The following is a 23943-nucleotide window of genomic DNA, read 5'->3' as shown; positions in this document are numbered from 1 at the left end:
GGTCAACGTGCGAAGTGAGGAGGTATCTGGGCGTCGATATTGACCCAAACGCTCTTCACCTGCGTGTATTCGCGCATCGCGTCGAAACCCATCTCGCGCCCGTAGCCGCTCTGGCCGACACCGCCGAACGGCGAACCAGGGTTCACGCGCTTGTAGCTGTTGATCCAGACCATCCCCGCGTGCATGTCGCGCGCCACGCGATGGGCGCGCTGCAGGTTGCCGGTCCACAAGCCGCTGCCGAGGCCGTAGTCGGTGCCGTTGGCAATCTCCATCGCCTCTTCGTCGGACTTGAAGGTGAGCACGGTGACGAAAGGACCGAAGACCTCTTCCTGTGCAACGCGATCGCGGTAGGACTTCGCGCGCACCACCGTCGGCTCGACGAAGCAGCCGCGCGCCAGGTCACCGCCCGGCGACCTGCCGCCGGTGAGCACTTCACCGCCCTCGCCTTTCGCGACCTCGACGTAGCTCAACACGCGTTCCTTGTGCTGCGCACTCGTGAGCGGCCCCATCTCGGTCTCTTCGTCCAGCGGGTTGCCGAGGCGGATCGACTGCGCGAGCGGGATGAACTTGTCGAGGAAGGCGTTGGCGATCTCCTCGTGCAGCATCAGCCGCGAACCGGCGATGCAGGCCTGCCCCTGGTTGTGGAAGATGGCCCATGCACTGCCGTTGACCGCAGCGGGCAGGAAGGCGTCCTCGAACACGATGTTCGGCCCCTTGCCGCCCAGTTCGAGCTGGACCTTCTTCAGATTGCCGGCACTTGCCGCCACGACACGCCGGCCCGTCGCAGTGCTTCCGGTGAAGGCGATCTTCGCGATCTCCGGGTGTTCGGCGATGTACTGGCCGACCACGTGGCCCAGTCCGGGCACCATGTTGACCACGCCATCGGGCATGCCCGCTTCGGCCATCAGTTCGACGATCTTGAGCGAACTGAGTGGCGTGATCTCCGCCGGCTTCATCACGATGCAGTTGCCCGCCGCGAGCGCGGGCGCCATCTTCCAGCTCGTGAACATGAGCGGGAAGTTCCACGGCACGACCTGGCCGACGATGCCGACCGGCTCGCGCAACGTGTAGTTGAGAAAGCCCGACTCGACCGGAATGGTCTCGCCCTGGAACTTGTCGGCCATGCCGCCGAAGTAGCGGAAGCACGCTGCCGTGCGCGGCACGTCGAGGCTGCGCGAATCGCGCACCGGGTGGCCCGTGTCCAGCGATTCGAGGCGCGCCAGTTCCTCGGTGTTGGCCTCGATCAGATCGGCGAGCTTGAGCAGGATGCGGCCACGGTCCGCCGCCGCCATGCGGCTCCATGCCGGAAAGGCCCGCTTCGCTGCGGCCACGGCCTTGTCGACGTCGGCCTTGCCGGCCAGCGCCACGTCGGCGATGGTCGAGTTGTCGTAGGGGTTCAGCGTGGCCAGCGTCTCGCCCGATTCGGCGTCGACGAATCGCCCGTCGATGAAGAGTTGGCGCCGGATGGGTGTCTTCAGGCCGGCGGCCCGTTGGATGTCTGCGAGGGTCATATAAGGATCTCTAGGCTGTCACTGCAAATTTCCGGGAACACCGCGGAACCGGCTTTGCCGGGCCGCTGGTGTTGCCCCCTGCAAGGGGGTGGGCGGCTACACGAAGTGAGCCAACCTGGGGGTGTGTCATTTCAACCAGGGGTAGCGGGCGGTGTCCTTGCCGGCGTAGTCTGGGTCGAGATAGATGAAGCAGCGCTGGATCAGCCAGTCCCGGACCTCGAAGACATCGCACCAGCGACCCGCGCCCCATTCGGGCACGCCGGCCCGCCAGGGCCCGTCCGCATGCTCGCCGAAGCTGGTGCCTTCGCAGGCGAACAGGTCGGTACCCGTAAAGATCCAGTTGAATCCCGCGTAGTCGTGGCGGATGGACTTGCCGCGGCTGCCGACCTCGCCGAACAGTTGGCCGATCTGCGCCTTGCCGTTGGCCAGGCCCCATTTCGGGAAGTAGACCTGCGCGTCCTCCGCGAACACGTCGAGGATCGAGCCCCCGGTGGACGTGACGCCACCGTTGTCATAGGCCTTGAGGTACTCGAGGGCCACCGACTTGCGTTGCTCGTCGGTCATGGATTGACGTGTGAGTGCCATGGTGAGTCTCCTTCTTCGCTGTCCAAGCGGATGATTGATCGGCGCGACCCCGCACCGGCAAGGCGCCGGTCGCGAGCCGCTTTCAGGTCTCCTCGCACGCATGACACCGCCACGTCCCAAGACCAGGAATACCGCGGAACCGGCTCCGCCGGGCCGCCGGTATTGCCCCCGGCAGGGGGTGGGCGGCTACACGCAGTGAGCCAACCTGGGGGCGAGTGTCAGAACTCCACCGGGATCTCCGGGCTCTCGCCCTTCTGGATCTCGTAGACGAGGCTGGGCGAACCGTTCTCCCAGACCAGCAGCATCGAGCGCTTGGGACTGAAGCCCTGGTGGCGGCAATAGGCGGGCATGGCGGCCATGTCGCCGGCCTTCATGATCACGCGCGCCATCGGCTTGCCGGTGTTCTTGTCGCCGCAGTCCCAGTGGATCTCGTCGGTCATCTGGAAGAACCACTCGACGCGGTCGTTGCCGTGGATGATCGGCAGGATGTGCTCCTCCGTGGTCGGGCACATGTAGCTGTGCTTGACGACCGAGGTGAAGCTCGGATTCCACGTCACTTGCGAGCGGCTCAGGAAGCCGAACAGATTGAACGCGTGCACTTCGTTCTCGAAGCCCGGCTCGGGATGCAGTTCGGGCTGGCCCTGCGGAACATCCGCGAAGGCACGGTTGATCGGCGTGCCGCGCTCGTCGCTACGCAGATCGAGGTCGCCCTTGAGGCCGACGCAGCGCTTGGCCAGCTCGCGCGCCCGGGTGATCTTGGCGGTGTTGTTGCCATTCTTGCGGCCGTAGGGCGAGCCGGTTTCCTGCGGCGCCGAGAACGGATCGAAGCTCTCGTTGGTCCAGTCGTCGAGCATGGCTTCGAAGGTGGCGCGAATCTGCGCGGTCGGAAAGTTCTCCAGCAGGTCGATGCCGGCTTCCTTCATCGTGCCGTTGAAGCTGCCCGCGTAGAGGTCGACCGACTGGTAGTGATTGACCGTGCCCACCACGTCGTCGAAGTTGACCCATCCGTAGAAGAAGCCCCAGGCCACGTCGCGCATTAGCGCGCGCAGGTAGTTGCCGATGTCCATCGTGTGGCTCATCGGCCGACCGTCACGGGTCTTCCAGGTGATGTGGGCGAAATACTCGTCACGGCGGAAGCCGAAGCTGCCGAGCGAGAAGTCCTTGTAGCCGAGCGTGGCGTCGGGTTGCGACGCGATGACCTTGGCGAGTTCGGCGGGTGCGTTCATGGCTTGGTTCCTCGATGTGTCTGTGGGACTCAGTGGGTCTGGCAGATGTCTGCCCACTTTTCGACGGAAAGGTCGCCCTTGCAGGTCTGAAGGACGATCACGCCGGGTTCGCCGGCGGCGCGGAACTGGTAGGCGGTGTTCTTCGGCAGCAGCCCTTGATGGCCGCGCGAGAGCTTCATCCAGCCCATCTTCTGGCCCTTGGGCTCGCCCTTGACGAGCACAGCGCCGTTCTTGTTCTCGTCCGCAACGGTCTGGCTTGCCTCGAGCTTGACCAGGTGCACCTCGACATCGCCGTCCATCACCAGCGCGAACTCGTCGTGCGCGCTGGTGTACCAGGGCGAGGTGCCTTCGGCGCGAAGCGTCTCCAGCACGTAGATCTGGTTCTGGCCGAACACGACCTTCTCGTACGGCTTGCTCTTGCTCGCGATGTCGAAGCAGTTCGACATCGCGTAGTGGCGGACGTCATCGGCGATCGGCTCGACGTGGCCCTTCTCGAAATGCTTCAGCGACCCGAAGCGGGTCTGGTAGGCAGCGGTCATAGGTTTGTCTCCTCGGGTGGCAACAGTGCAGCGTTTCGGCTGCGGTGAATGCACTGTAGGAAACAGGGACCGCCTGCGGTAGGCATCAAAACCGGGCCGCATTGTTCGCGGAATCCGGTCAATCGGCAGGGTTTACCCGTGCCGCCCGAGCCGCGCCGCGCACGCCCCGGTCACGCGTCGGCGATCAAGGTCTCCGGCAGAAGCCCCCGATCGATCAGGGCCGCGTCCCACGGCGGCACGCGCGTGAATGCCGCGGTGATGTGCTCGATGAACAACCTGAGCTTGAACGCATTGCGCGAAGTCCCGGCGTAGACCGCGCTCAGCGAGAACGACGACAACTGGTGCTCCGCCAGCACGACCTGCAAGTCGCCGCGCAGGATCTCATCGCCCGCGACCAGCGTCGGCAGGCAGACGATGCCGGCGTGCTCCATGGCGTATTCGCGCAGCAGGTGCACGCTGTTCGTGAGCAATGCGGCGCTCATGTAAAGCGTGATCTGTTCGCCCTGGTGGTGGAACGTCCAGCGGTCGCGCGTCGGGTAGCCTGAATACAGCCCCAGCGTGTGCTTGTGCAAGTCGCGCGGACTCTCCGGCGTACCGCGCGCGCGGAGGTATTCGGGCGTGGCGCAGAAAACGCGCCGTACCGGGAAGAGCGGCCGCGACACCAATTCGGTCGATGCCGCCGGAAAGATCTGCAGTGCGCAATCGACGCCGGCCTTGACCGGATCGACGACCGCGTCGCTCACGATCAGTTCGAGATGGATGTCCGGAAAGCTCACCTGGAACGCACGCAGCAAGGTCGCGAAATGGCCCAGCACGAAGCCGGTCAGCGCATGAATGCGCAGCGTTCCCGTGGGGCCGGCCCGCGCGTCGCGCATCTGGTCCATGATGTCGTTGGCCCGCCCCACGAGCTCGGTGCAGTCGCGCAGGAAGGCCTGTCCCACATCACTGAGCCGAACCACGCGCGTGCTGCGATGAAAGAGCGGCGCGCCGACGTGGTCCTCCAGCTGCTTGACGCGGCTGGTGACCACCGACTTGGCCACGCGCATTTGCCGCGCCGCCTCAGCGAAGCTTTGGGTCTGCGCGACGCGAACGAATGTCTCGATGTTTTCCAGACGGTCCATGGCTTGGCAATGTAGCGGTGACTGGGCCCGATGCGCTGAGATATTGCCCCCACGCTCCGTCACTACGTGTACTCGCTGCCCCCCAAGGGGGCCGCAGGCCGCCTTGGGGCGGCCCGGCGCCGGCCTGAGGGTCGGTGCTAATCTCTGCGCATGTTCAATCCCTCCCAAGAGGAAGTGCGTCGTTTCTTCTGCGACGTCTTCGCCAAGAGCCGCCGCGGCGAGCCGATGGAAGCGCTCGAAATCATCGCCAGCCGCTGGATCGACGAACATCCCGAATACCACGCGGACCTCGCCGATGCCGACGCCGCCGTGGCGCGCGTGTACGACGGCAAGGACGGGCGCGAAAATCCCTTCCTGCACCTCTCCATGCATCTGTCGATCAGCGAGCAGTGCTCGATCGATCAGCCGCGCGGCATACGGCAGGCCGTCGAACTGCTGGCCGTGCGCCGCGATTCGTTGCTCGATGCGCACCATGAGGCCATGGAGTGCCTCGGCCAGATGATGTGGGAAAGCCAGCGCGCCGGTCGGCCGCCCGACGGCGACGCCTACGTGGCCTGCGTTCAGCGGCGCGCCACGCGCGACTGAGTCGCGCCCGCCTCCCGCAGCAAGGCGATCAGCGCCTGTCTCGCAGGCGAGGGTTCGGCATCGCTTCGCAACAGGAGGCCCACCGGCTCTTCGGTGCCGACGGTGTCGATCGCCAGCCGTGTCAGTTGTCCCGACGCAAGATCGTCGGAAGCCGCGCCGATGGGCGTGAACCACACGGCATCCGACCGGACCAGCAACGCCCGCGCCACCGAAAGGTCCAGCGTCTGCGTCACATGCGACGGCAGGCGCAGCCCGAGCCCCGAGAGGAAACTTTCCGTGTGATGACGCGGAATCGTGCCTTCGCCGTAGACGACCAGCGGATAGGCCAGCACATCCTGTACGGATGGGGCCCCGCCGGCCAGCGGATGGCCGGACCGCGCCACCACCGCCAGTGGCTCGGTGTAGAGCAACTCGAAGGTCAGGCCTGCCATCAACTGAGGATCGCTCATGCGGCCCGCGACAAGGTCCAGGTCGCCTGCGCGCAGGGCATCGAGCAACGACGCGTTGGCGCCGGTCTGCACTTGCACTTGCAGCGTGGGCAACCGCTCGCGCAAGGCAGCCAGCGCAGGAGGCAGCAGGGAAGGGCCGACACTGGGCAGCGCACCGATGCGAAGCCGCTGTGGACGCTCCCCCGATGCCGGCATCACGGCCTGGGCGCTCGCATCGAGCGCCTCCAGCACCCGCAGCGCATGTGCCAGCAGGCGCTCGCCGGCGGCGGTGAGTCCCTGGATACCCCGCCGGCCCGCGGTGCCGCGTTCAACCAGGCGGGCACCGGCCAGTTCCTCGAGTTCGGCCAAGGTCTTCGAAACCGCGGGCTGGCTCAGCGCCAGGCGTTCCGCAGCGCGCGCAAGATGGCGCTCCTGGGCAACGGCCACCAGGCAACGGAGATGCCGCAACTGCACCCCACGGACGAAGTCTTCGGAAGAACTCGGCATTGAATAACTGTTGGTTATGAAAAATCGCCAATCCGTCAATTTACATCAGCATTTCGCATGAATAGAGTTCGGGCATCCCCACGAACCTGGAGACAAATCGAATGTCCTCTTCCAAATCCGCCGGCGCCGGCTTGCCGCACCTCGCACCACGCGACTGGCCCAGCCAACCCTCCTACGTCTATCCCGGCTACAAGTCGACGGTGAAGCGCGGCCCCACCCAGCCGCTGATTCCGCTCAAGGCATCGCTGGGTGAACTGCGCCAGCCGGTGTATGGCCACAGCAGCATCGGCGAACTCGACCACGACCTGACGCGCAATGCGCGCAAGAACGGCGAGCCGCTCGGCGAACGGATGATCCTCACCGGCCAGGTGCTCGACGACCGCCGCCGCCCCGTGCGCAACACGCTGGTCGAAATCTGGCAGGCCAACGCCTCCGGCCGCTACGTCCACAAGGTCGACCAGCACGACGCGCCGCTCGACCCGAACTTCCTGGGCGCAGGCCGCTGCCTCACCGACAGCGAAGGCCGCTACCGCTTCCTGACCATCAAGCCCGGCGCCTACCCGTGGGGCAATCACCCCAACGCATGGCGGCCGCAGCACATCCATGTGTCGCTGTTCGGCGAGCACTTCGGCAGCCGCCTCGTGACGCAGATGTATTTCCCGGGCGACCCGCTCCTGCAATACGACCCGATGATCACCGGCACGCCCGAGAAGGTTCGCAACCGGCTGATCTCGGATTTCAGCCTCGACGTCACGGAAGACGGCTATGCGCTCGGCTACGTGTTCGACATCGTGCTGCGCGGCGCCGACGAGACGCCTTTCGAAACCCGCTGAGGAGACCCGAACCATGATGAGCGCACTCGAAACCAACTTCGGCCAGACCCCTTCGCAGACGGTCGGCCCCTACTTCGCCTACGGCCTGGCCGCGACCCAGTACGGCTATGACTTCGACCAACCCTTCGACGCGGTCGTCGCACTCGACGGCGCTCGCGGCGCGCGCATCCGCCTCGAAGGCCAGGTGATCGACGGCGACGGCAAGCCGATCAACGACGCGCTGGTCGAGATCAGCCAGCCCGACGGCACTGGCGAATACCCGCAGTCGATCGACCACGCACGCGAGATCGGCTTCCGCGCCTTTGGCCGCGCCGGCACGGGCACCGACGCGCAGAACCGGTACGTGTTCCACACCGTCAAGCCCGGTCCTGAGACCTCCGGCGAAGCCCCGCACATCAACGTGATCGTGATGATGCGCGGCATGCTGCTGCACGCCTTCACGCGCGTCTACTTCAGCGACGAGTCCGCCGCCAACGCGAAGGACGCGGTGCTCAACAGCGTGCCGGCCGAGCGCCGCAACACGCTGATCGCCAAGCGCAGCGAATCGGGCGGCGCGGTGACCTACCGTTTCGACATCCACATGCAAGGTCCTGCGGAAACGGTCTTCTTCGACGTCTGATCGAGCGAAGCAACGCCAGAAACGACAAAGCCCGCTCGAGAGCGGGCTTTGTCGTTGATGAGGCTCTGACTACTCTTCGTGGTGGAAGCGCGACTCAGGCACTGTCTTCAGATCGCCGGGCAGCGAACTGATGTAGGTGGCGAGTTCCTTGAGCTCTTCGTTGGTGTACTTCTTGGCCTGGCCACCCATCACGGCGTGCGAGCGGCCGACGTTCGGGCGGTTCTGCACCTTGTACGACTTGAGCGCTACGTAGAGGTAGTCGGCATGCTGGCCGGCGAGCTTGGCGACCGTGCCGTCGTTGGGGGTGTTGAAGTTGGCGCCGTGGCACTTGGTGCAAGCGTTGTCCTTGTCGCGCGCGATGAGGGCCTGTACGTGCTCGCTGGGTGCCTTGGCGGTGGCGGGCGGGGGTGCGTCGCCTTCCTTGAGGCCGAGTTGGCTGTAGTAGGCAGCGAGATCTGCCATGTCCTGCTCGTTCAGGGTGTCGGCGATGGCACGCATGGTCGGGTGCTTGCGCTCGCCGCCCTTGTATTGCGTGAGCGCAGAGACGATGTAGGTGGCGCTCTGTCCCGCGATCATCGGGACCTTGTGAATCTCGGGAAAGCTCGCCTGGTACCCGATGATGCCGTGGCAGCCCATGCACATCGCGGTCTTCTTGGCGCCGTTTTCGGCATTGCCCGTGATCTTCTGGGCTTGAGCCGAGACCGTCACGCAAGCGACAGCGAAGGCAAACATCGTGGTCAACAACTTGTTCATTTTGCGCGCACAATCTCGTGGAGATACAAGGTTCTAATCAACATTTGATTATATGGGGGCTCTTTGCGAGGCCCCATGAGCGAGGCAGTCGGAATGCGCCGCAGCACAGATCAATGTTGTGTTCTTTCAACCACCCTGCCCAATGCCATCCATGAAATTCAAGGGTTCAGACAACTACGTCGCCACACAAGATCTGATGCTCGCGGTCAATGCCGCCATCACGCTCAAACGACCACTGCTCGTCAAGGGCGAGCCGGGCACCGGCAAGACAATGCTCGCGGAAGAAGTGGCGCAGGCACTCAACCTGCCGCTGCTCCAGTGGCACATCAAGTCGACCACCAAGGCCCAGCAGGGCCTGTACGAATACGACGCGGTGAGCCGGCTGCGCGACTCGCAATTGGCGGACGTCGACGGTGGCGAGCGCGTCAAGGACATCCACAACTACATCGTCAAGGGCGTGCTGTGGCAGGCCTTCACGGCCGATGAGCCGGTCGCCTTGCTCATCGACGAAATCGACAAGGCCGACATCGAATTCCCGAACGATCTGCTGCGCGAACTCGATCGCATGGAGTTCTATTGCTACGAAACGCGCGAACTCGTCCGCGCGAAGCACCGGCCGGTGGTGTTCATCACCTCCAACAATGAAAAGGAATTGCCCGACGCGTTCCTGCGCCGCTGTTTCTTCCACTACATCAAGTTCCCCGATTCCGAAACGATGAAGAGCATCATCGCGGTGCACTTCCCCGGCCTCAAGCAGGAATTGCTCACCGCCGCGATGAAGACCTTCTACGACGTGCGCAACCTGCCCGGCCTGAAGAAGAAGCCCTCGACCTCCGAACTGCTCGACTGGTTGAAGCTGCTGGTTGCCGAGGACATTCCGCTCGAAGCGCTCCAGAGCAAGGACGACAAGGTCGCGGTACCGCCGCTGGTCGGCGCGCTACTCAAGAACGAACAAGACGTGACCTTGTTCGAAAAGCTCGTCTTCATGCAACGAAACAACCGCTGAGTCGCCCCGAAGGACCTGACCATGGCTTTCGTTGAACCTGTCACGCTCAAGGCGCGCGGCATCGCCCTGGTGCCTTTGTCGCTCGACCACGAAGAAGGCCTGCGCGCCGCGGCCGCCGACGGCGAGTTGTGGAACATCCGCGTGACTTCGGTACCCGAGCCGAAGGACACGCGCGCCTACATCGAGAGTGCGCTGCAGATGCGCGAGGCCGGCAACCGTTTCGCTTTCGCCGTGACTGACGAAGCCAGCGGCACGGTGCTCGGCAGCACGAGCTTCCACGACATCCTGCCGCCGGTGAAGCGCGTCGAGATCGGCTACACGTGGTATGCCAAGCGCTGCCAGCGCACGCACGTCAACACCACCTGCAAGCTGCTGATGCTCACGCACGCGTTCGACGCGCTGGGTTGCCACGTGGTGGGCTGGCGCACCGACAATTTCAACCACGCGTCACAGCGTGCCATCGAGCGCCTTGGCGCAAAGAAGGACGGCGTGATTCGCGGTCATGCGCTGCGGCGCGACGGCACGATCCGCGACACCGTCATGTACAGCCTTCGCTCGGGAGAATGGCCCGAAGTGCGCGCTCAGTTGCTCTACCTGTTGGACAAGCCCCGCTCAGGCCAGCCGGCCCAGGAGTGATTCGCCATGCTGATCGACTTCTTCTACACCCTGCGTTCGGCGAAGCTGCCGGTATCGGTCAAGGAATACCTGACCCTGCTTGAAGCGCTGCAGGCCGATGTCGTTGGCCCCAATTCCGACGGCGCTTTCAGCCTCGACGATTTCTATTACCTCTCGCGCACTTCGCTCGTGAAGGATGAGAAGCACTACGACAAGTTCGACCGTGCCTTCGCCGCCTACTTCAAGGGCGTGGAGATGCTCGCCGACTTCACCAAGGAAGTGCCGCTCGACTGGCTGCGCAAGACGCTGGAGCGCGAGTTCACCGCCGAAGAAAAGGCCAAGATCGAGAAGATGGGCTGGGACGAGCTCATGGAAACGCTCAAGAAGCGCTTCGAGGAGCAGAAGGAGCGCCACGAAGGCGGCAACAAGTGGATCGGCACCGGCGGCACCTCGCCCTTCGGCCATGGCGGCTACAACCCGCAGGGCGTGCGCATCGGCGGCGCCGGCAAGAACAAGAGCGCGGTCAAGGTCTGGGACCAGCGCGCCTACAAGGACTACGACGACAGCCAGGAACTCGGCACGCGCAACATCAAGGTCGCGTTGCGCCGGCTGCGCAAGTTCGCGCGCGAAGGCCACGAGGACGAACTGGATCTCGACGAGACCATCAGCAAGACCGCCGCCAATGCGGGCTACCTCGACATCAAGATGCGGCCCGAGCGCCACAACAACGTGAAGGTGCTCCTGCTCATGGACGTGGGCGGCACCATGGACGAGCACATCCAGCGCGTCGAGGAGCTGTTCTCGGCCGTCAAGACGGAGTTCAAGCACCTGGAGTTCTATTACTTCCACAACTGCGTCTACGACTTCATGTGGAAGAACAACCGCCGTCGCTACTCCGAGAAGTTCGCGACCTGGGACATCATTCGCAAGTACAACAAGGACTACAAGCTCATCTTCGTGGGCGACGCGACGATGAGCCCTTACGAAATCCTCCAGCCGGGCGGCAGCGTCGAATACAACAACGAAGAGGCGGGCGCGGAGTGGATCCAGCGCCTGACCCACGCATTTCCGAAATTCGCCTGGATCAATCCCGAGCCCCAGGGCGTCTGGCAATACCGGCAGAGCATCGCGGTGATGCAGCAACTTGTGTCCCACCGCATGTATCCGCTCACGCTGCGGGGCCTCGAGGATGCGATGCGCCTGCTCTCCAAGTAACAACCCTGTGACAGGCAAGGGGTCGGCGCCTCCTTCTTATTGGGGTTGCGCGCTTACATTTCGATAAATTGGTAAAAAATCTGTCACGCAATGCCCTCCTTGCACTAAAGTGACGACTCAAGGATTCAATAGCCATAAGTCCCAGAATCCGAGGAGGTGCTGCCATGTCTGCCCTGCCATCGTTCAAGATCGATGCCCCGCTCCATGAGCAGCCGTGGTCATCGGGGTCCCTCGATGCCCTGTTCCAACCCTCGGCGGACTATGTCTGCATCAGGGGCGTGCAACTGCCGCTTGCCAAATTGGTCGACCGGTCGTTCTTCGCGCCCGAGCGATGCGCGCAACTCCGAGAGCAACTGGCAAACGCCAAACCCTTCCCGTACCTCGTCCTCGAAGGCCTCTTTCATCCGGCGCTGCTGGAACTCGTGGCCGCGGAGTTCGACGAGCTTCCCAAGTCCGGCTGGACGGACGTCAAGACCAAGTACGAATCCACGCGGCGATCGATCCCGGGCGTCTCGCTGCAGGCGGCTTCGCAACTCTACTTCGACATCGTCAGCTCAGGCTGGTTTACGGAGTGGCTGACGTCGATCACCGGGGTTCCGTATCTCCTCACGGATCCGAAGCTGCTCGGCGGCGGCCTTCACGAAAGCAGGAATGGCGCGACCTTCGCCGTGCATCGCGATTTCAATCGTCATCGCGAAATCGGCCTGCGTAACGCAATGGTCTTCATCACCTATCTCAACAAGGGATGGGATCCCGAATGGGGCTCGGCGCTGGAGCTCTGGGACAAGAAGGCCGATCGTTGCGTGACTTCGATCCAGCCCGAGTTCGGACGGACGATCCTGTTGCCGCACGGTCCCGTGAGCTACCACGGTCACACCAAGCCGCTTCAGACACCCGACGGACGCCCCCGGCGTTCGGTCGCCGCGTACTTCTATACAAGTCCCGTGGCGGGCAAGCGTCTCGGCGACGAATCCGCATCGAGATTCATGCGTACGGAGCGCATCGACCAAGCCAAGGCCATCGCGCGGATGATCGTCCCGCCGTTTGTCTGGATGCTGGGACGGAAGCTCATCGGCCGCTGACGGGGGGCATGGCCGCCCGGCGGCCGAAGTCCATGCTGTCAGAATGGCCGCATGCGTTGGGCGGTTCCATCTCTCACGCCGGCTTGGATGCCGGCGTTGTTGTTTGCAAGCATCCTTCTTCTCCAGGGATGCAGCCTGCTGCCACAAAAGCAGGACGAAGAGACGGATACATCGGCAACGCCCGTCGCGGGAGCCTCGAGCGAGTCGGGCAGCGGGTCGTTCTCGGTCGATGTGCAGGCGCCGGATTCGGTCCGCGACTTCCTCGTGCGCAATCTGGAGATCCAGCGCTACAAGAAACTCGATGACCTCGGCGCTGTCGAGCTCTCGCGGCTGATGGTGGCCGCAGAGGGCAACGCCCGCGAGCTGCTCAATACGCTCGGCTACTTCACGCCCACCCTCACGCTCGAAATGCGGGAAACGCCCGGCGCCAAGACACCGCGCGAAGTCAAGATCACCGTCGAGCCGGGCGAACTCACCCGGGTGCACGAAGTCCAGATCGATTTCAGTGGCCCGATTGCCGAAGACCCACAGTCCGACGCGCGCCGCAACGCGATCCGCTCCGGCTGGGCGCTGCGCGAAGGCCAGACCTTCAACCAGCAAGCCTGGGACAACGCCAAGGCCGCCGCGCTTCGCAGCCTGACGGCACGACGCTACCCCACAGGCAGTATCGTTTCGAGCCGCGCCGAAATCGACGCCGATCACGGCGAGGCCAAGCTCAGTGCGACCTACGAATCCGGTCCGGCGTATCGCTTCGGCCCGCTGGTGGTGCAGGGCAATCAGCGCTATGACGCCGACAGCATCCGCAGGATCGCGCGCGTTCCCTTTGGGTCGGACTACGACCAGCAGCAATTGCTCGATGCGCAGCAGCGTCTGGCGAGCAGCGGATTTTTCGAATCCGTCTTCCTCACGCTCGATACGCGGGACACCGACCCGTTGCTCGCGCCCGTCATCGCCCAACTGCGCGAGGCGCCGTTCCAGAGGGTGGTGGTCGGCATCGGCTTCACAACCGACAGCGGCCCGCGTCTTTCGCTCGACCACATCCACAACAGCATGCCGCTGCTCGGCTGGCGTGCGGTTTCCAAGCTCTCGCTCGACAAGGACAAGCAGGCGCTCAGCACCGAATGGAGCGCGATCCCGGGCGACAACGGGTGGCGCTCGTTCACTTCGGCCGAGCTGAAAAGCGAAGTCTCGGGCAGCTACACGGTCGACAGCGGCCGGCTGCGCGGCGGGAAAAACCAGAACAGCGACCACATCGACCGCAGCTACTTCCTGCAATACGACTACGCGGTGAACCACGGCTTCCTCCCGCCGCCCGCAGCCTCGGCACTGAGCTTGAACTGGGGTTGGACCGGTCGTTACTTCGACAACGCAGCCGCGCCGACCCGTGGCTACGGGATTTCGCTGGAGCTCGGCGCGGGGTACACGCTGAGCGGGGAACGCGATCCTTTCACGCGCACCTACGCGCGCTGGACCGGCTTCGTGCCCGCCGGCAGCGTGCACAACGGCGACCGCACGCAGACGCGGGAGGCCCGCATCCAGTTGCGCGCTGAAGCCGGGGCCGTGGTCGCAAAGGACAGTGCGCAGATCCCGTCGACGCTCGGATTCCTGACGGGGGGCGACACCACGGTGCGCGGCTACGGATTCCGGTCCATCGGCGCGGTCAAGCCCGACGGCCAGGTCATCGCCGGACGTTATCTGGGTGTCGGCAGCATCGAGTACCTGCGTCCTTTCGTCTACGACGGGAAATTCACGGATTGGGAAAGCGCGGCCTTCGTCGACGTCGGCGCAGTGGCGGACAAGCCCGACCAGATGGAGGCCAAGGTGGGTGTCGGCGTCGGCGCACGATGGCGAAGCCCCATCGGACCGGTTCAGATCGATGTGGCCTACGGCGTGCAAGTGAAGGAGTTCAGGCTCCATCTGCGCCTGGGCTTCACCTTTTGAGATGCTCGAGGCCATGTCGACCGAAACGCCCGAATCGTCCCGAACGCCGGAGTTGCCGCCGGGACCGTCGCCTCGCTCGCGCGGCGGGCGCGTGCTGCGTTTCATCAGCTGGTCGGTGACGGTCCTGGTCACGCTGGTGCTGGCGCTGGCGGCCGGCGCATGGTGGTGGCTCGGCTCGGACGAATCGCTGGCATTCGCGCTGGCACGAACCGCCCGCTACCTGCCCGCCGGCCAGACGCTCGAGAGCCGCGACGTGTCGGGCTCGCTGCGCGCCGGCGGGCGCATCGGATGGCTGCGCTGGCAGAGCGAGACCCTTGCGGTGGAAGTGAACGACGCGCGTATCTCATGGCGACTCGCTCCGCTGCTGAGGCGCAGGGTTCAACTCGGCGAAGTGCATGCCGGCCAGGTGCTGATCGAAAAGCGCGGCCCGCCCCAGGATCAGCCCGTCGAGCCGCTCCAGCAGATCGTGCTGCCGGTGGAGATCGAGCTGCCGTTCTCCATCGACGACCTGCGCTGGGCCGGCCCGCCGGCGCTCCAGGCCACGAAGCTCGAGGGCAGCTATCGCTACAGCAACGAGCATCACGTGCTTGAAATCAACGGCGTGGATGTGGCGGACGGTCATTACGGCGCGCACGTCGACCTCCAAGGCCCGGCGCCCATGGCCATCGACGCCAAGGTGAACGGCCGGGTGCGTGCGCTGCTGGGCGAGGATCGCGCCATCAACATCCTCGCCGAAGCGTCCGCCAACGGAACGCTGTCCGGATCGGACGCCCGTCTCGCCGTGAATGCGCAGCTCCAGCCCGTCGAGGAAAACGCGGAAGCCCCGATGCGCGCTCAGGTGCAGGCAAACATCGCGCCGTGGCAGCCGCAACCCGTCATCGACGCCCATGCAGAGTTTCAGAACCTCGACGTCGCCAGCCTCTGGCCCCAAGCGCCCTCGACACTTCTGACCGGCGAGATCGAGGCGGGCCCCGACGCCACCGCTGGCGACAAGAACTGGAAGGCCAAGGCCGATATCCGCAATGCGATCGCCGGGCCTTGGGACACGGGCAAGTTGCCGGTCGAGCAGGCAGAGGCGCAAGTCGAATTCGATGGCAGGACCTGGACACTGCCCGAGGCCACGGTGCACCTGGGCAGCGGACGCATTCAGGTCGAAGGCAACTGGAGCCCGGCACCGGACCCTTGGCAGGCACAAGCCACCGTGAGCGGTGTCCAGCTCGGCGAATTGCACACCGAGCTTGCCGGCGCGCCGCTGAGCGGCACCGTCAAGGCCGATCAGCAAGGCGATGCGATCCGGTTCGACGCTGCGCTTCGCGCCACAGGCGGCGCGGGCCTGCACGGCTTGCGCCTCGAGCGCGCGAACGCGCAAGGCCAGTGGCAGCACAAGGTGCTCGACCTCAAGTCCCTGCGCATCGAAGCCCAGCACGCCAGCATCGATGGTCGCCTGCAACTGCAGGTAGAGCAGCAGGCCGGCAGCGGCGATCTGAATCTCGTTGTTCCCGGAGGTACTGCGCGGCTTCAAGGGCGCATCGCCCCCACGACCGGCGACGGCCAGGTCCGCGCGCAGATCGATGACGCCGCCGCACTGCAGCGTTGGATCGAAGGCCTACCCGAATTGGAAGGGGTGTTTGCCGGCGCGGCCGTCCAAGGCAACGCACGCCTAGACGCCAGCTGGAAAGGCGGATGGCAGGCGGTGCAGCGCCGCCTGCAGAACGCGAACGCGCCGGCACCGCGGGGCAGCGTGGAGCCTACGCTCCAGGCCACGCTGACCGTTCCCAAACTCGCCCTTCGACTTCCGCCACCCGAGACTGGGGAAGCGACTTCGGTCGCGCTCAGCGGCGTGCGCGCCGAGCTGTCCGGCAGCCTCGCGCAGGCCACGCTCACCCTCAACGGCGAGGCGACGACCGGCACCCGGAAATTCACCCTCGACACGCGCGCCAGCGGCGGCATCGAACGCGCCAACCAGTGGCACGCCGCCATTGCCACTCTGCGCGCGCAGTTCAAGGACAGCACGCGCCCCGGCCCCTGGACACTGGAATTGCGCCGACCCATCAGCGCGACCGTGCGCACCGTCAACGGCGATTCGTCGCGCCTGGACATCGAGGGCACGGGCGCCGGTGCGGAACTGCACGGCCCCCTCCCCGGCACGGTGACGATCGACTGGCAACCGACCCGCTTCAGCAGCAGCGGGTCGGGTGAGGCCCGCGCCATCCGTCTTCAATCCAAGGGCCAACTGAAAGGCCTGCCCATGGCATGGCTGGAGGCGGCCGGTGAAGCGGGTGCGCTCGCCCGAATCGGCTTCAGCGGCGACCTGCTCTTCAATGGCGAATGGGACATCGATGCCGGAGACGCACTGCGCGCACATGTCCGCGTCGCGCGTGAGAGCGGCGACATTCGCGTCCAGGCGGGCGAAGCCGCACTGGTCACCCGCATCACCAGCCACGGCACCGGCACGGCCAGCGAAACCACCATGGACGCAGCCGGCCCCGGCGTCAGCACTCCGGCGGGTCTGCGCCAAGCCGAACTCAAGCTCGATGCGGAAGGCGACACGGTGCGCGGCAGCCTGGCGTGGGAAAGCCAGCGGGCGGGCGAGATCCACGTCGAGGCCAGCACACGGCTCCAGAAACGCCAAGCCGGCTGGCAGTGGGCGCCGGACGCGCCACTGGCGGGTCGCGTTACGGCGCGAATGCCCAACCTTGGCGTCTGGTCGATGCTGGCGCCACCGGGATGGCGAATCGCCGGCACGCTGCAAGCCGACGCAACCCTCTCCGGCAATCGAGCCGAACCTCTATGGAACGGCACGCTCGGCGCCGACGAGCTTGCCTTGCGCGCGTTGGTCGACGGGCTCGATTTGCGCGAGGGACGCCTGCGGGCCACGCTCGCCGGCAACCACGTCGACATCACGGAGTTCACCCTCAAGGGCGGCCTCGGCAGCCAGACGCGCATTCCCGGCCAGGGCGGCAACATCAGCACCGCGGCGAGTGAAGCATCGAGGGACGGGGGCACGCTGTCGGCGAAGGGCGAACTGGCGTGGGGCGCTGCGCCCGCCGCCGGATCGGGTTCCGGAATCCGCATGGCCGTGCAGGCCCAATTGCGCTCGCTGCGCATGCTGGTGCGGTCCGATAGGCAGATAACCCTCTCGGGTGATCTGCAGGCCAAGCTCGACGGCGGGCAGTTCACCGTGCGCGGCGACCTCAAGACAGACCGCGCCGTCATCATCCTGCCTGACCAGACCGCGCCCGGCCTCGGCGGCGACGTGGTGATCCGGTCGGCAGCCCGGGACCGCGAAGCGCAGGAAGAAGCGAAAAGATTGGCCGAGTCCAACGAAGGACAGGGCGCCACGCCACGGACGGCCAAGCCGCCGGACATCACGGTGAGCTTCGACCTCGGCAATGATTTCGCGGTGCAGGGACACGGCATCACGACGCGGCTTGCGGGCAAGCTCGACATTCACAGTACTGCCTTGGACGCCCTGCCGCGCGTCACGGGCGAGGTCAGGACCGTCAGCGGCCAATACCGCGCCTACGGACAGCAGCTCACCATCGAAACCGGGATCGCGCGCTTCAACGGGCCGGTCGACAATCCGCAACTCGACATCCTGGCGATCCGGCCCAACATTCAGCAGCGCGCCGGCGTTGCCATCACCGGTACCGCGCAATCACCGCGTGTGCGGCTGTATTCGGATCCGCAGTTGTCGGACCAGGAGACGCTTTCGTGGCTCATGCTGGGGCGCGCGTCGGCCACCAGCGGCGGCGAATCCGTCATCCTGCAGCAGGCTGCACTGGCGATCCTCGGAGGTCTCGGCAGTGGCGGGACCGGCGGCGGACTCGCCAGCCGCTTCGGCCTCGATGAAATCGGCTTCAAGGGCCCGGGCAGCGGTGGCGACGTGCGCGATTCGGCCGTCACCGTCGGCAAGCGCTTCGCGCGGGATTTCTACATTACCTACGAACGCAGCCTGGCCGGCACCCTGGGCACACTCTTCATCTTCTATGACCTCACCGAGCGCCTCACGCTTCGCGGACAAGCGGGACAACCCAGCGGCCTTGACCTCATCTACACGGTGCGGTTCGACTGAACTGGTAAAGTTGCGGCCGCTCTCGTCCTCGTAGTTCAATGGATAGAACGGGGTCCTCCTAAGACTCAGATACAGGTTCGATTCCTGTCGAGGGCACCAAAGGCGCTCAAAAGCTGGGGTGCTTGTTTTTTAGGCACCGCAGCCTGAGGCCCATCAGGAGCGGTTCGCCGACGTTTCACACGTCGTTGTCCACAGCCCTGTCCACGGGGCCAGTGGAGAACAGCAACTTACCAGGCTGCGAGTACGCGGAGCACCACCGCAGCGATCACGCTCGCAACGGCGACCAGCGCAATGCGTCCCCACGGTACGCCATGCTCTTGGGGTTTTCGGGGCTCGTGCGTCAGATCTGCGCGATTCAGGCCCGCGAAGCCGCTGAAATTCTGGATGTCGGTTGATCGTTTCGCCATGAAGGCATTGTGTTTGGCGGTCTCACCGCGCCCCAAGGAACAATCACACACTTTAGTTTTCAGTTTAAGCGCGACCGATGCCAGCCAGACCGACCCCCAGAAGTCTCCCACTTTGGCAGCGATGCTCGCCTTGCCTGCTCGAGAGCAGGCCCACTCCCTCCGGCCCCCGGGCCATTGAGCCCGCCGCGTGCGGGCTCTTTTTTGGGCCGCCATACCCATTTCTGCGACAGGCAGACTAACGCAGGCGCCATACTGGGTCGTCCCAAGATCGGAGGTCACCGATGGCCCAGCACGCAATATCCGCTGTCCACTACAAAGATGGGACGATCGATCTTGTCGCCATCCACCCGGTCGTGGAAAAAGAGTTTGGCTCGACTGAATTGACCCTCGGCGCCGTGCAGCGCACTAGCGTCGAAGATTGCATCAAGCTCATTGCTGCCGGCGAGGAGGTTTGCCTCGTGCGGCGCACCGAAGACCACAAGTGGGAAATCACTTGCAATGTCGAACTGGGGCCGAGCGGAAAAGAAATTACCGGCGTCGACCTTGTCGACCGGCCCAACGATGCGCTGCAGGACCTTCCAAGATGGGAATAGCCAGGAGGCCGATCAGTCCCGTTCGCGCCAACCGTGCCGCTCCTCGCGGCGCTCATGCCTCCACTCGTGACGCTCCCTGTCGCGGTGATCCCAATCGCGCCGATCCCAGCGGCGACCACCATCCCAGTCGGTGCGATAGACCGGTCGCCCTCCTCCGTAGTAAACCGGAGCCGGGCCATAGGCGACCGGCGGCGCAGGCCGGTAGTACACGGGGGCCGGCTCGCCAGCCCCAATGACCACCCCAGGCGCAGAAATACCAACTGACCAGCTTGTGCCCGCACTTGCCGACTCAGCGCCGGCAAGTGCCGCCACGGCGACGGTTGCGACAGCTGCCAGCTTGACGAACGTTGAGCGACTTGCGTTCATTTGAGATCTCCTGTGCGAGGCAACAGCGCCCCGTTGCCATCCAACGCCATTGCAGTGAGCAACGTGCACCAAGTGAAAGCAAAGATGGCGTAAACACGAGCAACCTCAAGTTGCGACAGGAATCCCAAGCCGGCGAGTTCGTCCTCGCCGCGACGCACTACTCAATTCGTCTTCGCAGGCGCCGGCGCAGGCATCTCGTTGCGGCGAAGCTTGCCGCCCCCCTGGACGCTGCCGGTGACCGTCGTATTGCCCGTGCCCCGCACGCGCTTCTCGCAGGCCGCACGCGCTTCGACGGGTTGGCGCTGGCAGCGCGCGAGCGCGTTCTGCTCATAGCCGCCAGGGCTGTTCAATCGGCCTTGTCTCATGGCTTCCTGTGCCGCGGCCGCCTCTCGATAGCACGCGGTGCGGTCCACGCGCGGATCTTCACAAGTCACGGTCGCAGGCGCAGTTGCTGCGCTCGCCGCGCCCATCAGCGCACCGCTGGCGAGCAGTACACCCATCGTTGAACGAAGAACACTCTTCATACGACTCTCCTTGCTTCACGGTTTGAGAAAACTCCACTGTGCCGCCCCTGGCTCGGACTGCAAGTCGATCAATGAAGTGGCGCGCATTCAATCGCCGGGTTAAAACCCGAGCTTTTCGGGTCCGCCACCTAGACCCGGTCGAAAGCACGCCGCGAGCGCAGGTCCGGCGTCGCCGTTGAAGAATGATCGCAACGCGGGTTGAAAGACCGTGATCCGGCGCAAAGTTAAAATCCACCGCCCATGCCACGCTGGCTCATTGCCTCTTTTTTTGCGTTTCTGCTTTCTTGCTACGGCTTCGCGACCTTCGCGCAAGTCGCAGCGAGCGAGCCGCATGACGGCATCAGCAAGCTCACGACATCGGCGCAAGACGCATCCTCCCCTGCCGATCCGCTGACCGCTGACGTGGATGACGAAGCGGCAGGCCTTGACGAAGCAAACCTCGACTTCACCGAATGCCTGACCGGCGAGCACCCGCTCCTGGTTGCGGCAGTCGCCTCTGCATGGCCGCCACGATCGGCCTCGACCAGCTCGCCTTCTCCCTGGCTCGAGCGGCCCAAGCGGCCGCCTCGCGGCATCGCCCTCCCCGTCTAAGCCTCGCCGCCTCGAGAGGCTTCCGGCTCCTGCCCTCTCTCGATGCGAGCGCCTGCATCGCGACGCTGCGCGCGATGCGCTGATCCGGCGGCGCCAGCCGCCCCCACACAGGAAGAATCAACCATGCGTCTCACCACCAAGGGCCGATTTGCAGTCACCGCCATGATCGACGTGGCATTGCAAGGCACCGCGGGTCCGGTCAACCTGGGCTCCATCAGTCGCCGCCAGCGGATTTCGCTGTCGCACCTCGAACAACTCTTTGCCAAGTTGCGCCGCCACCAACTGGTCGAATCGACCCGCGGCCCGGGCGGAGGATATTCACTCTGCAGAAAGCCGGCAGACGTCACCGTTGCGAACATCATCATGGCCATCGACGGCATTGCGGACGACAAGGCGCGGCCACTGGCCGTCGACGCGCCTGGCGCGGTGGATCGCCACGCGACGGACGAGCTCTGGGCCTCCGTGCGCCATCGCGCCGTGGAGTTTCTCGACTCGATCACGCTGCAGAGCCTGGTCGATGAACAGATCGCGCGAGGCGTGGAAGTCGAGCGGCCCGGCCGACGCGCGACCGTGCCGACCGCGCGCGTGAAACCCGCGCCGATCAATGCACCGAATTCGGTGTTCGCGCTGGGAAGCATGCTGGCGAAGCGCTCCTGACAAGTTGCCGGGAAGTTGTCGGCAGACTGGACTTGAGCGCGTCTCAGGATTCCAATTGCTCGAGCAAGGTGTTCGCGAAACCGAACACCCTATGCTCGCATTCAGCATGACTGCCTCACATCCCTCCACACGCGACCTCGCCGTTCTCATCGGCCGTTTCCAGCCGTTTCATGACGGCCATCTTTCCCTGCTGAAGCAGGCGCTCGACGTTGCGACCCGCGTGGTCGTGGTGATCGGCTCGGCCTTCCAGGCCCGCTCGCCCAAACACCCGTTCAGTTGGGAGGAGCGCGCGGAAATGGTGCGCCGGGCCCTGCCTGCATCGGAACGCAAGCGCGTCATGTTCGTGCCAGTCCGGGACTATTTCAACGAGACGCGGTGGTTGGCGGCGGTCCGGCATGGCGTTGCGCACGCGTTGACCGAGCACGGCTTGGACAAACCGTCTTCAACCGTGCTGGTTGGGCAGTTGAGGGACGCAACGCGCGAATACCTCCGCGAATTCCCCGAATGGTCCCTGAAGCTCGGGGAAAGCATCCCCGTTCGCCGCGCGAGCGCCATGCGCGATGCGCTGTTCGCCGCGCCCTCGAAGGCCGTGCTCGAACTTGCGGGAGAAATTCCTGCAGGTACCGTGGATTTCCTGCGGGAGTGGAGCGCACAAGGCCCCTTCGAGGCGCTGCGGCAGGAAGCGGCATTGCTCCGCGAGTACGAGGCGGCGTGGGCAAAGGCGCCCTACCCGCCGGTGCTGGTGACGGTCGATTGCGTCGTGAAGTGCCAGGACAAGGTCTTGCTCATCCAACGCGGACAGGCCCCCGGCAAGGGTTTGCTCGCGGTGCCCGGTGGCTTTCTGGAACAACGCGAAACCACGCTGCAGGCTGCCCTGCGCGAGCTGGAAGAGGAAACGCACCTCGCGCTGCCGCCAGCAACGTTGCGCGCCTGCCTGAGAGCCAACGACGTATTCGACCAGCCTGATCGGAGCCAGCGCGGCCGCACCATCACGCACGGCCATTTCTTTGACTTGGGGGAGCGCGATCTTCCTGCCTTGCAGGCGGATGACGATGCAGCGGCCGCCGAATGGACACCGATTGCGCAGTTGCGCGAACGAGAAGATCGATTCCTGGACGACCATTTCCAGATGCTCGATCACTACCTGGGTCTGTTGCCGCGCTGAGACTTGTTGTAGGCAGTGGACGACGTTGTCCCATTGCCTTTTCCGGCATCGAGATCCGCAATGACCGCCTAATGTGAGTACGTAGGCATTATCGGGAGACCCTTCATGAAGAGCATCATCCTTTGGCTTTGCGGTGTGCCGCTCGTGGTCATCATCGGGCTGAAGGTGTTCGGACTGCTCTAGCTTCCGGCGACGATTTCCTCCTCCCGGCGCTCATGGCGCCGTTGCACAGCGCCCTTCAGGGCGCTGTTTTTTACTTCAACTCGCGGCGCAGCGTCTGGACATCGCCATGCAGGCTCTTCGCCCACTCGCGCCTTTCACGCCCCTGCGAGGACTGGGATTCGCCGAAACGCACGATCGCGAGCAACGGCGGTGCCTTCAAGGTGTTCCAGACGGAAGTGAGCAGGTTGTCGTCGTCGATATACCGGGGCGCATAGCTCGTCTCCCCCGACGCCGCATCGGCAAAACGCAGGGCCGCCGGCTGCACGGGCGCCCCGGCCGAGATGGCCGCCTGAAGAAGATTCGCGTGAAAAGGCAGCAACCCATGGCCGTCGCTGGTCGTTCCTTCGGGAAAAACCGCGATCACGTCGCCATTGCGCAAGGCCTCCGACATGTGATGTACCACGCGCATGGCGTCGCGCCTTCGCTCGCGCTCGATATAGAGCGATCCTGCGCCGGTCGACAGCGTGCCGATGACGGGCCAGTGGCGCACGACCGACTTGGAAACGAAGCGCACGTGCCGCGCCGCGTGGATCGTGAGGATGTCGAGCCATGAGAGGTGATTGCAGACCAGCAACACCGGCCCGTGTGCGGGCGGCGTGCCCTGCACCGTCAGGCTGATGCCCATCAGGTTCAGCATGCGCTCCGCCCATTGCTGAACGCACACTTCGCGCTCAGCGACCGAGAGGTGCGGAAATTTGGTGCGGATGGTCCACCAGCCCCCGAACACATGCGCGATCGCGCGCAGCAGCCTGAAGCTTGCGGACAAAGCCTGCATCG

The 23943-nt window shown here is 64.8% G+C and carries 23 protein-coding genes and 1 tRNA gene; 14 read left to right on the top strand and 10 right to left on the bottom strand.

Annotation, left to right across the window (positions count from 1 at the left end):
* Nucleotides 1-2 precede the first annotated feature (2 nt).
* The 5 genes from AC1DN9_RS04950 to AC1DN9_RS04930 all read right to left on the bottom strand — a co-directional run bounded on the left by AC1DN9_RS04950 (nucleotide 3) and on the right by AC1DN9_RS04930 (nucleotide 4982).
* Nucleotides 3-1466 (bottom strand): aldehyde dehydrogenase family protein, encoded by a 1464-nt coding sequence (locus tag AC1DN9_RS04950; protein ID WP_478098139.1) that lies wholly within the window; start codon nucleotides 1464-1466, stop codon nucleotides 3-5.
* Nucleotides 1467-1637: 171 nt separating this feature from the next.
* Entirely contained in the window at nucleotides 1638-2096 is a 459-nt protein-coding gene (locus AC1DN9_RS04945) for a nuclear transport factor 2 family protein (RefSeq protein WP_478097833.1), read from the bottom strand.
* A 218-nt stretch (nucleotides 2097-2314) separates the two neighbouring features.
* The gene (locus AC1DN9_RS04940) at nucleotides 2315-3322 is read right to left on the bottom strand and encodes a hydroxyquinol 1,2-dioxygenase (RefSeq protein WP_478097831.1); all 1008 of its coding nucleotides are present in this window, start codon (nucleotides 3320-3322) and stop codon (nucleotides 2315-2317) included.
* A 29-nt stretch (nucleotides 3323-3351) separates the two neighbouring features.
* Complete coding sequence (locus AC1DN9_RS04935) at nucleotides 3352-3861, bottom strand: cupin domain-containing protein (RefSeq protein ID WP_478097829.1); 510 nt, start codon at nucleotides 3859-3861, stop codon at nucleotides 3352-3354.
* 170 nt (nucleotides 3862-4031) lie between these two features.
* On the bottom strand, nucleotides 4032-4982 hold the full coding sequence (locus tag AC1DN9_RS04930) for a LysR family transcriptional regulator (protein WP_478097828.1): 951 nt from the start codon (nucleotides 4980-4982) through the stop codon (nucleotides 4032-4034).
* A 150-nt stretch (nucleotides 4983-5132) separates the two neighbouring features.
* On the opposite strand from AC1DN9_RS04930, the gene AC1DN9_RS04925 reads away from it, so the two are divergent.
* The gene (locus AC1DN9_RS04925; RefSeq protein WP_478097826.1) at nucleotides 5133-5567 is read left to right on the top strand and encodes a DUF1841 family protein; all 435 of its coding nucleotides are present in this window, start codon (nucleotides 5133-5135) and stop codon (nucleotides 5565-5567) included.
* On the opposite strand, the gene AC1DN9_RS04920 is transcribed toward AC1DN9_RS04925, so the two are convergent.
* Nucleotides 5543-6502 (bottom strand): LysR substrate-binding domain-containing protein, encoded by a 960-nt coding sequence (locus AC1DN9_RS04920; RefSeq protein WP_478097825.1) that lies wholly within the window; start codon nucleotides 6500-6502, stop codon nucleotides 5543-5545. The genes AC1DN9_RS04925 and AC1DN9_RS04920 overlap by 25 nt on opposite strands.
* A gap of 101 nt (nucleotides 6503-6603) precedes the next feature.
* On the opposite strand from AC1DN9_RS04920, the gene pcaH reads away from it, so the two are divergent.
* Entirely contained in the window at nucleotides 6604-7335 is a 732-nt protein-coding gene (gene pcaH, locus AC1DN9_RS04915) for a protocatechuate 3,4-dioxygenase subunit beta (RefSeq protein ID WP_478097823.1), read from the top strand.
* 13 nt (nucleotides 7336-7348) lie between these two features.
* Nucleotides 7349-7954, top strand: coding sequence for a protocatechuate 3,4-dioxygenase subunit alpha (pcaG, locus tag AC1DN9_RS04910; protein WP_478097821.1), 606 nt, complete (start codon nucleotides 7349-7351; stop codon nucleotides 7952-7954).
* A 69-nt stretch (nucleotides 7955-8023) separates the two neighbouring features.
* On the opposite strand, the gene AC1DN9_RS04905 is transcribed toward pcaG, so the two are convergent.
* Complete coding sequence (locus tag AC1DN9_RS04905; protein ID WP_478097819.1) at nucleotides 8024-8707, bottom strand: c-type cytochrome; 684 nt, start codon at nucleotides 8705-8707, stop codon at nucleotides 8024-8026.
* A gap of 151 nt (nucleotides 8708-8858) precedes the next feature.
* On the opposite strand from AC1DN9_RS04905, the gene AC1DN9_RS04900 reads away from it, so the two are divergent.
* The 7 genes from AC1DN9_RS04900 (at nucleotide 8859) to AC1DN9_RS04870 (ending at nucleotide 18740) form a co-directional block, all read left to right on the top strand.
* Nucleotides 8859-9713 carry an AAA family ATPase gene (locus AC1DN9_RS04900; protein ID WP_478097817.1) on the top strand — a complete coding sequence of 285 codons (855 nt, stop codon included), beginning with the start codon at nucleotides 8859-8861 and terminating at the stop codon, nucleotides 9711-9713.
* A gap of 21 nt (nucleotides 9714-9734) precedes the next feature.
* Nucleotides 9735-10349, top strand: a complete 615-nt coding sequence (locus tag AC1DN9_RS04895; RefSeq protein WP_478097815.1) for a GNAT family N-acetyltransferase — start codon at nucleotides 9735-9737, stop codon at nucleotides 10347-10349.
* A 6-nt stretch (nucleotides 10350-10355) separates the two neighbouring features.
* Nucleotides 10356-11543: a vWA domain-containing protein gene (locus AC1DN9_RS04890; RefSeq protein WP_478097813.1), complete on the top strand. Its 1188-nt coding sequence runs from the start codon at nucleotides 10356-10358 to the stop codon at nucleotides 11541-11543.
* Between the two features lie 164 nt (nucleotides 11544-11707).
* Nucleotides 11708-12625 carry a 2OG-Fe(II) oxygenase gene (locus AC1DN9_RS04885; RefSeq protein ID WP_478097812.1) on the top strand — a complete coding sequence of 306 codons (918 nt, stop codon included), beginning with the start codon at nucleotides 11708-11710 and terminating at the stop codon, nucleotides 12623-12625.
* Nucleotides 12626-12676: 51 nt separating this feature from the next.
* On the top strand, nucleotides 12677-14566 hold the full coding sequence (locus AC1DN9_RS04880) for an autotransporter assembly complex protein TamA (protein WP_478097810.1): 1890 nt from the start codon (nucleotides 12677-12679) through the stop codon (nucleotides 14564-14566).
* A gap of 13 nt (nucleotides 14567-14579) precedes the next feature.
* Nucleotides 14580-18641 carry a translocation/assembly module TamB domain-containing protein gene (locus AC1DN9_RS04875; RefSeq protein WP_478097808.1) on the top strand — a complete coding sequence of 1354 codons (4062 nt, stop codon included), beginning with the start codon at nucleotides 14580-14582 and terminating at the stop codon, nucleotides 18639-18641.
* A gap of 24 nt (nucleotides 18642-18665) precedes the next feature.
* A tRNA-Arg gene (locus AC1DN9_RS04870) sits at nucleotides 18666-18740 on the top strand.
* Between the two features lie 128 nt (nucleotides 18741-18868).
* Here the strand turns inward: AC1DN9_RS04870 and AC1DN9_RS04865 are convergent.
* On the bottom strand, nucleotides 18869-19048 hold the full coding sequence (locus AC1DN9_RS04865) for a hypothetical protein (protein ID WP_478097806.1): 180 nt from the start codon (nucleotides 19046-19048) through the stop codon (nucleotides 18869-18871).
* 281 nt (nucleotides 19049-19329) lie between these two features.
* Here AC1DN9_RS04865 and AC1DN9_RS04860 point away from each other — a divergent pair, with 281 nt between their 5' ends.
* Nucleotides 19330-19641 (top strand): hypothetical protein, encoded by a 312-nt coding sequence (locus AC1DN9_RS04860; RefSeq protein WP_478097804.1) that lies wholly within the window; start codon nucleotides 19330-19332, stop codon nucleotides 19639-19641.
* 527 nt (nucleotides 19642-20168) lie between these two features.
* On the opposite strand, the gene AC1DN9_RS04855 is transcribed toward AC1DN9_RS04860, so the two are convergent.
* Nucleotides 20169-20531: a hypothetical protein gene (locus AC1DN9_RS04855; protein WP_478097802.1), complete on the bottom strand. Its 363-nt coding sequence runs from the start codon at nucleotides 20529-20531 to the stop codon at nucleotides 20169-20171.
* A 240-nt stretch (nucleotides 20532-20771) separates the two neighbouring features.
* Between AC1DN9_RS04855 and AC1DN9_RS04850 the strand changes: the two genes are divergently transcribed.
* The 3 genes from AC1DN9_RS04850 (at nucleotide 20772) to AC1DN9_RS04840 (ending at nucleotide 22944) form a co-directional block, all read left to right on the top strand.
* A complete protein-coding gene (locus AC1DN9_RS04850) occupies nucleotides 20772-21122 on the top strand; it encodes a hypothetical protein (RefSeq protein WP_478097800.1) in 351 nt (116 codons plus the stop codon).
* Between the two features lie 123 nt (nucleotides 21123-21245).
* Nucleotides 21246-21779, top strand: coding sequence for an Rrf2 family transcriptional regulator (locus tag AC1DN9_RS04845; RefSeq protein WP_478097799.1), 534 nt, complete (start codon nucleotides 21246-21248; stop codon nucleotides 21777-21779).
* Between the two features lie 106 nt (nucleotides 21780-21885).
* Nucleotides 21886-22944 (top strand): NUDIX domain-containing protein, encoded by a 1059-nt coding sequence (locus AC1DN9_RS04840; RefSeq protein ID WP_478097797.1) that lies wholly within the window; start codon nucleotides 21886-21888, stop codon nucleotides 22942-22944.
* 253 nt (nucleotides 22945-23197) lie between these two features.
* On the opposite strand, the gene AC1DN9_RS04835 is transcribed toward AC1DN9_RS04840, so the two are convergent.
* On the bottom strand, nucleotides 23198-23941 hold the full coding sequence (locus AC1DN9_RS04835) for a lysophospholipid acyltransferase family protein (RefSeq protein ID WP_478097795.1): 744 nt from the start codon (nucleotides 23939-23941) through the stop codon (nucleotides 23198-23200).
* Between the last annotated feature and the right edge of the window lie 2 nt (nucleotides 23942-23943).

The organism is Variovorax sp. 05L425 (assembly GCF_056397705.1).
The sequence above is the reverse complement of the archived record's forward strand: the minus strand, read 5'-3'. Positions and strand labels throughout refer to the sequence as shown.

Bases quoted from the DNA above. Each gene is read 5' to 3' on its own strand.
- AC1DN9_RS04945 (WP_478097833.1), bottom strand. From the start codon at position 2,096: ATGGCACTCACACGTCAATCCATGACCGACGAGCAACGCAAGTCGGTG.
- AC1DN9_RS04940 (WP_478097831.1), bottom strand. From the start codon at position 3,322: ATGAACGCACCCGCCGAACTCGCCAAGGTCATCGCGTCGCAACCCGAC.
- AC1DN9_RS04935 (WP_478097829.1), bottom strand. From the start codon at position 3,861: ATGACCGCTGCCTACCAGACCCGCTTCGGGTCGCTGAAGCATTTCGAG.
- AC1DN9_RS04930 (WP_478097828.1), bottom strand. From the start codon at position 4,982: ATGGACCGTCTGGAAAACATCGAGACATTCGTTCGCGTCGCGCAGACC.
- AC1DN9_RS04925 (WP_478097826.1), top strand. From the start codon at position 5,133: ATGTTCAATCCCTCCCAAGAGGAAGTGCGTCGTTTCTTCTGCGACGTC.
- AC1DN9_RS04920 (WP_478097825.1), bottom strand. From the start codon at position 6,502: ATGCCGAGTTCTTCCGAAGACTTCGTCCGTGGGGTGCAGTTGCGGCAT.
- pcaH (WP_478097823.1), top strand. From the start codon at position 6,604: ATGTCCTCTTCCAAATCCGCCGGCGCCGGCTTGCCGCACCTCGCACCA.
- pcaG (WP_478097821.1), top strand. From the start codon at position 7,349: ATGATGAGCGCACTCGAAACCAACTTCGGCCAGACCCCTTCGCAGACG.
- AC1DN9_RS04905 (WP_478097819.1), bottom strand. From the start codon at position 8,707: ATGAACAAGTTGTTGACCACGATGTTTGCCTTCGCTGTCGCTTGCGTG.
- AC1DN9_RS04900 (WP_478097817.1), top strand. From the start codon at position 8,859: ATGAAATTCAAGGGTTCAGACAACTACGTCGCCACACAAGATCTGATG.
- AC1DN9_RS04895 (WP_478097815.1), top strand. From the start codon at position 9,735: ATGGCTTTCGTTGAACCTGTCACGCTCAAGGCGCGCGGCATCGCCCTG.
- AC1DN9_RS04890 (WP_478097813.1), top strand. From the start codon at position 10,356: ATGCTGATCGACTTCTTCTACACCCTGCGTTCGGCGAAGCTGCCGGTA.
- AC1DN9_RS04885 (WP_478097812.1), top strand. From the start codon at position 11,708: ATGTCTGCCCTGCCATCGTTCAAGATCGATGCCCCGCTCCATGAGCAG.
- AC1DN9_RS04880 (WP_478097810.1), top strand. From the start codon at position 12,677: ATGCGTTGGGCGGTTCCATCTCTCACGCCGGCTTGGATGCCGGCGTTG.
- AC1DN9_RS04875 (WP_478097808.1), top strand. From the start codon at position 14,580: ATGTCGACCGAAACGCCCGAATCGTCCCGAACGCCGGAGTTGCCGCCG.
- AC1DN9_RS04865 (WP_478097806.1), bottom strand. From the start codon at position 19,048: ATGGCGAAACGATCAACCGACATCCAGAATTTCAGCGGCTTCGCGGGC.
- AC1DN9_RS04860 (WP_478097804.1), top strand. From the start codon at position 19,330: ATGGCCCAGCACGCAATATCCGCTGTCCACTACAAAGATGGGACGATC.
- AC1DN9_RS04855 (WP_478097802.1), bottom strand. From the start codon at position 20,531: ATGAAGAGTGTTCTTCGTTCAACGATGGGTGTACTGCTCGCCAGCGGT.
- AC1DN9_RS04850 (WP_478097800.1), top strand. From the start codon at position 20,772: ATGCCACGCTGGCTCATTGCCTCTTTTTTTGCGTTTCTGCTTTCTTGC.
- AC1DN9_RS04845 (WP_478097799.1), top strand. From the start codon at position 21,246: ATGCGTCTCACCACCAAGGGCCGATTTGCAGTCACCGCCATGATCGAC.
- AC1DN9_RS04840 (WP_478097797.1), top strand. From the start codon at position 21,886: ATGACTGCCTCACATCCCTCCACACGCGACCTCGCCGTTCTCATCGGC.
- AC1DN9_RS04835 (WP_478097795.1), bottom strand. From the start codon at position 23,941: ATGCAGGCTTTGTCCGCAAGCTTCAGGCTGCTGCGCGCGATCGCGCAT.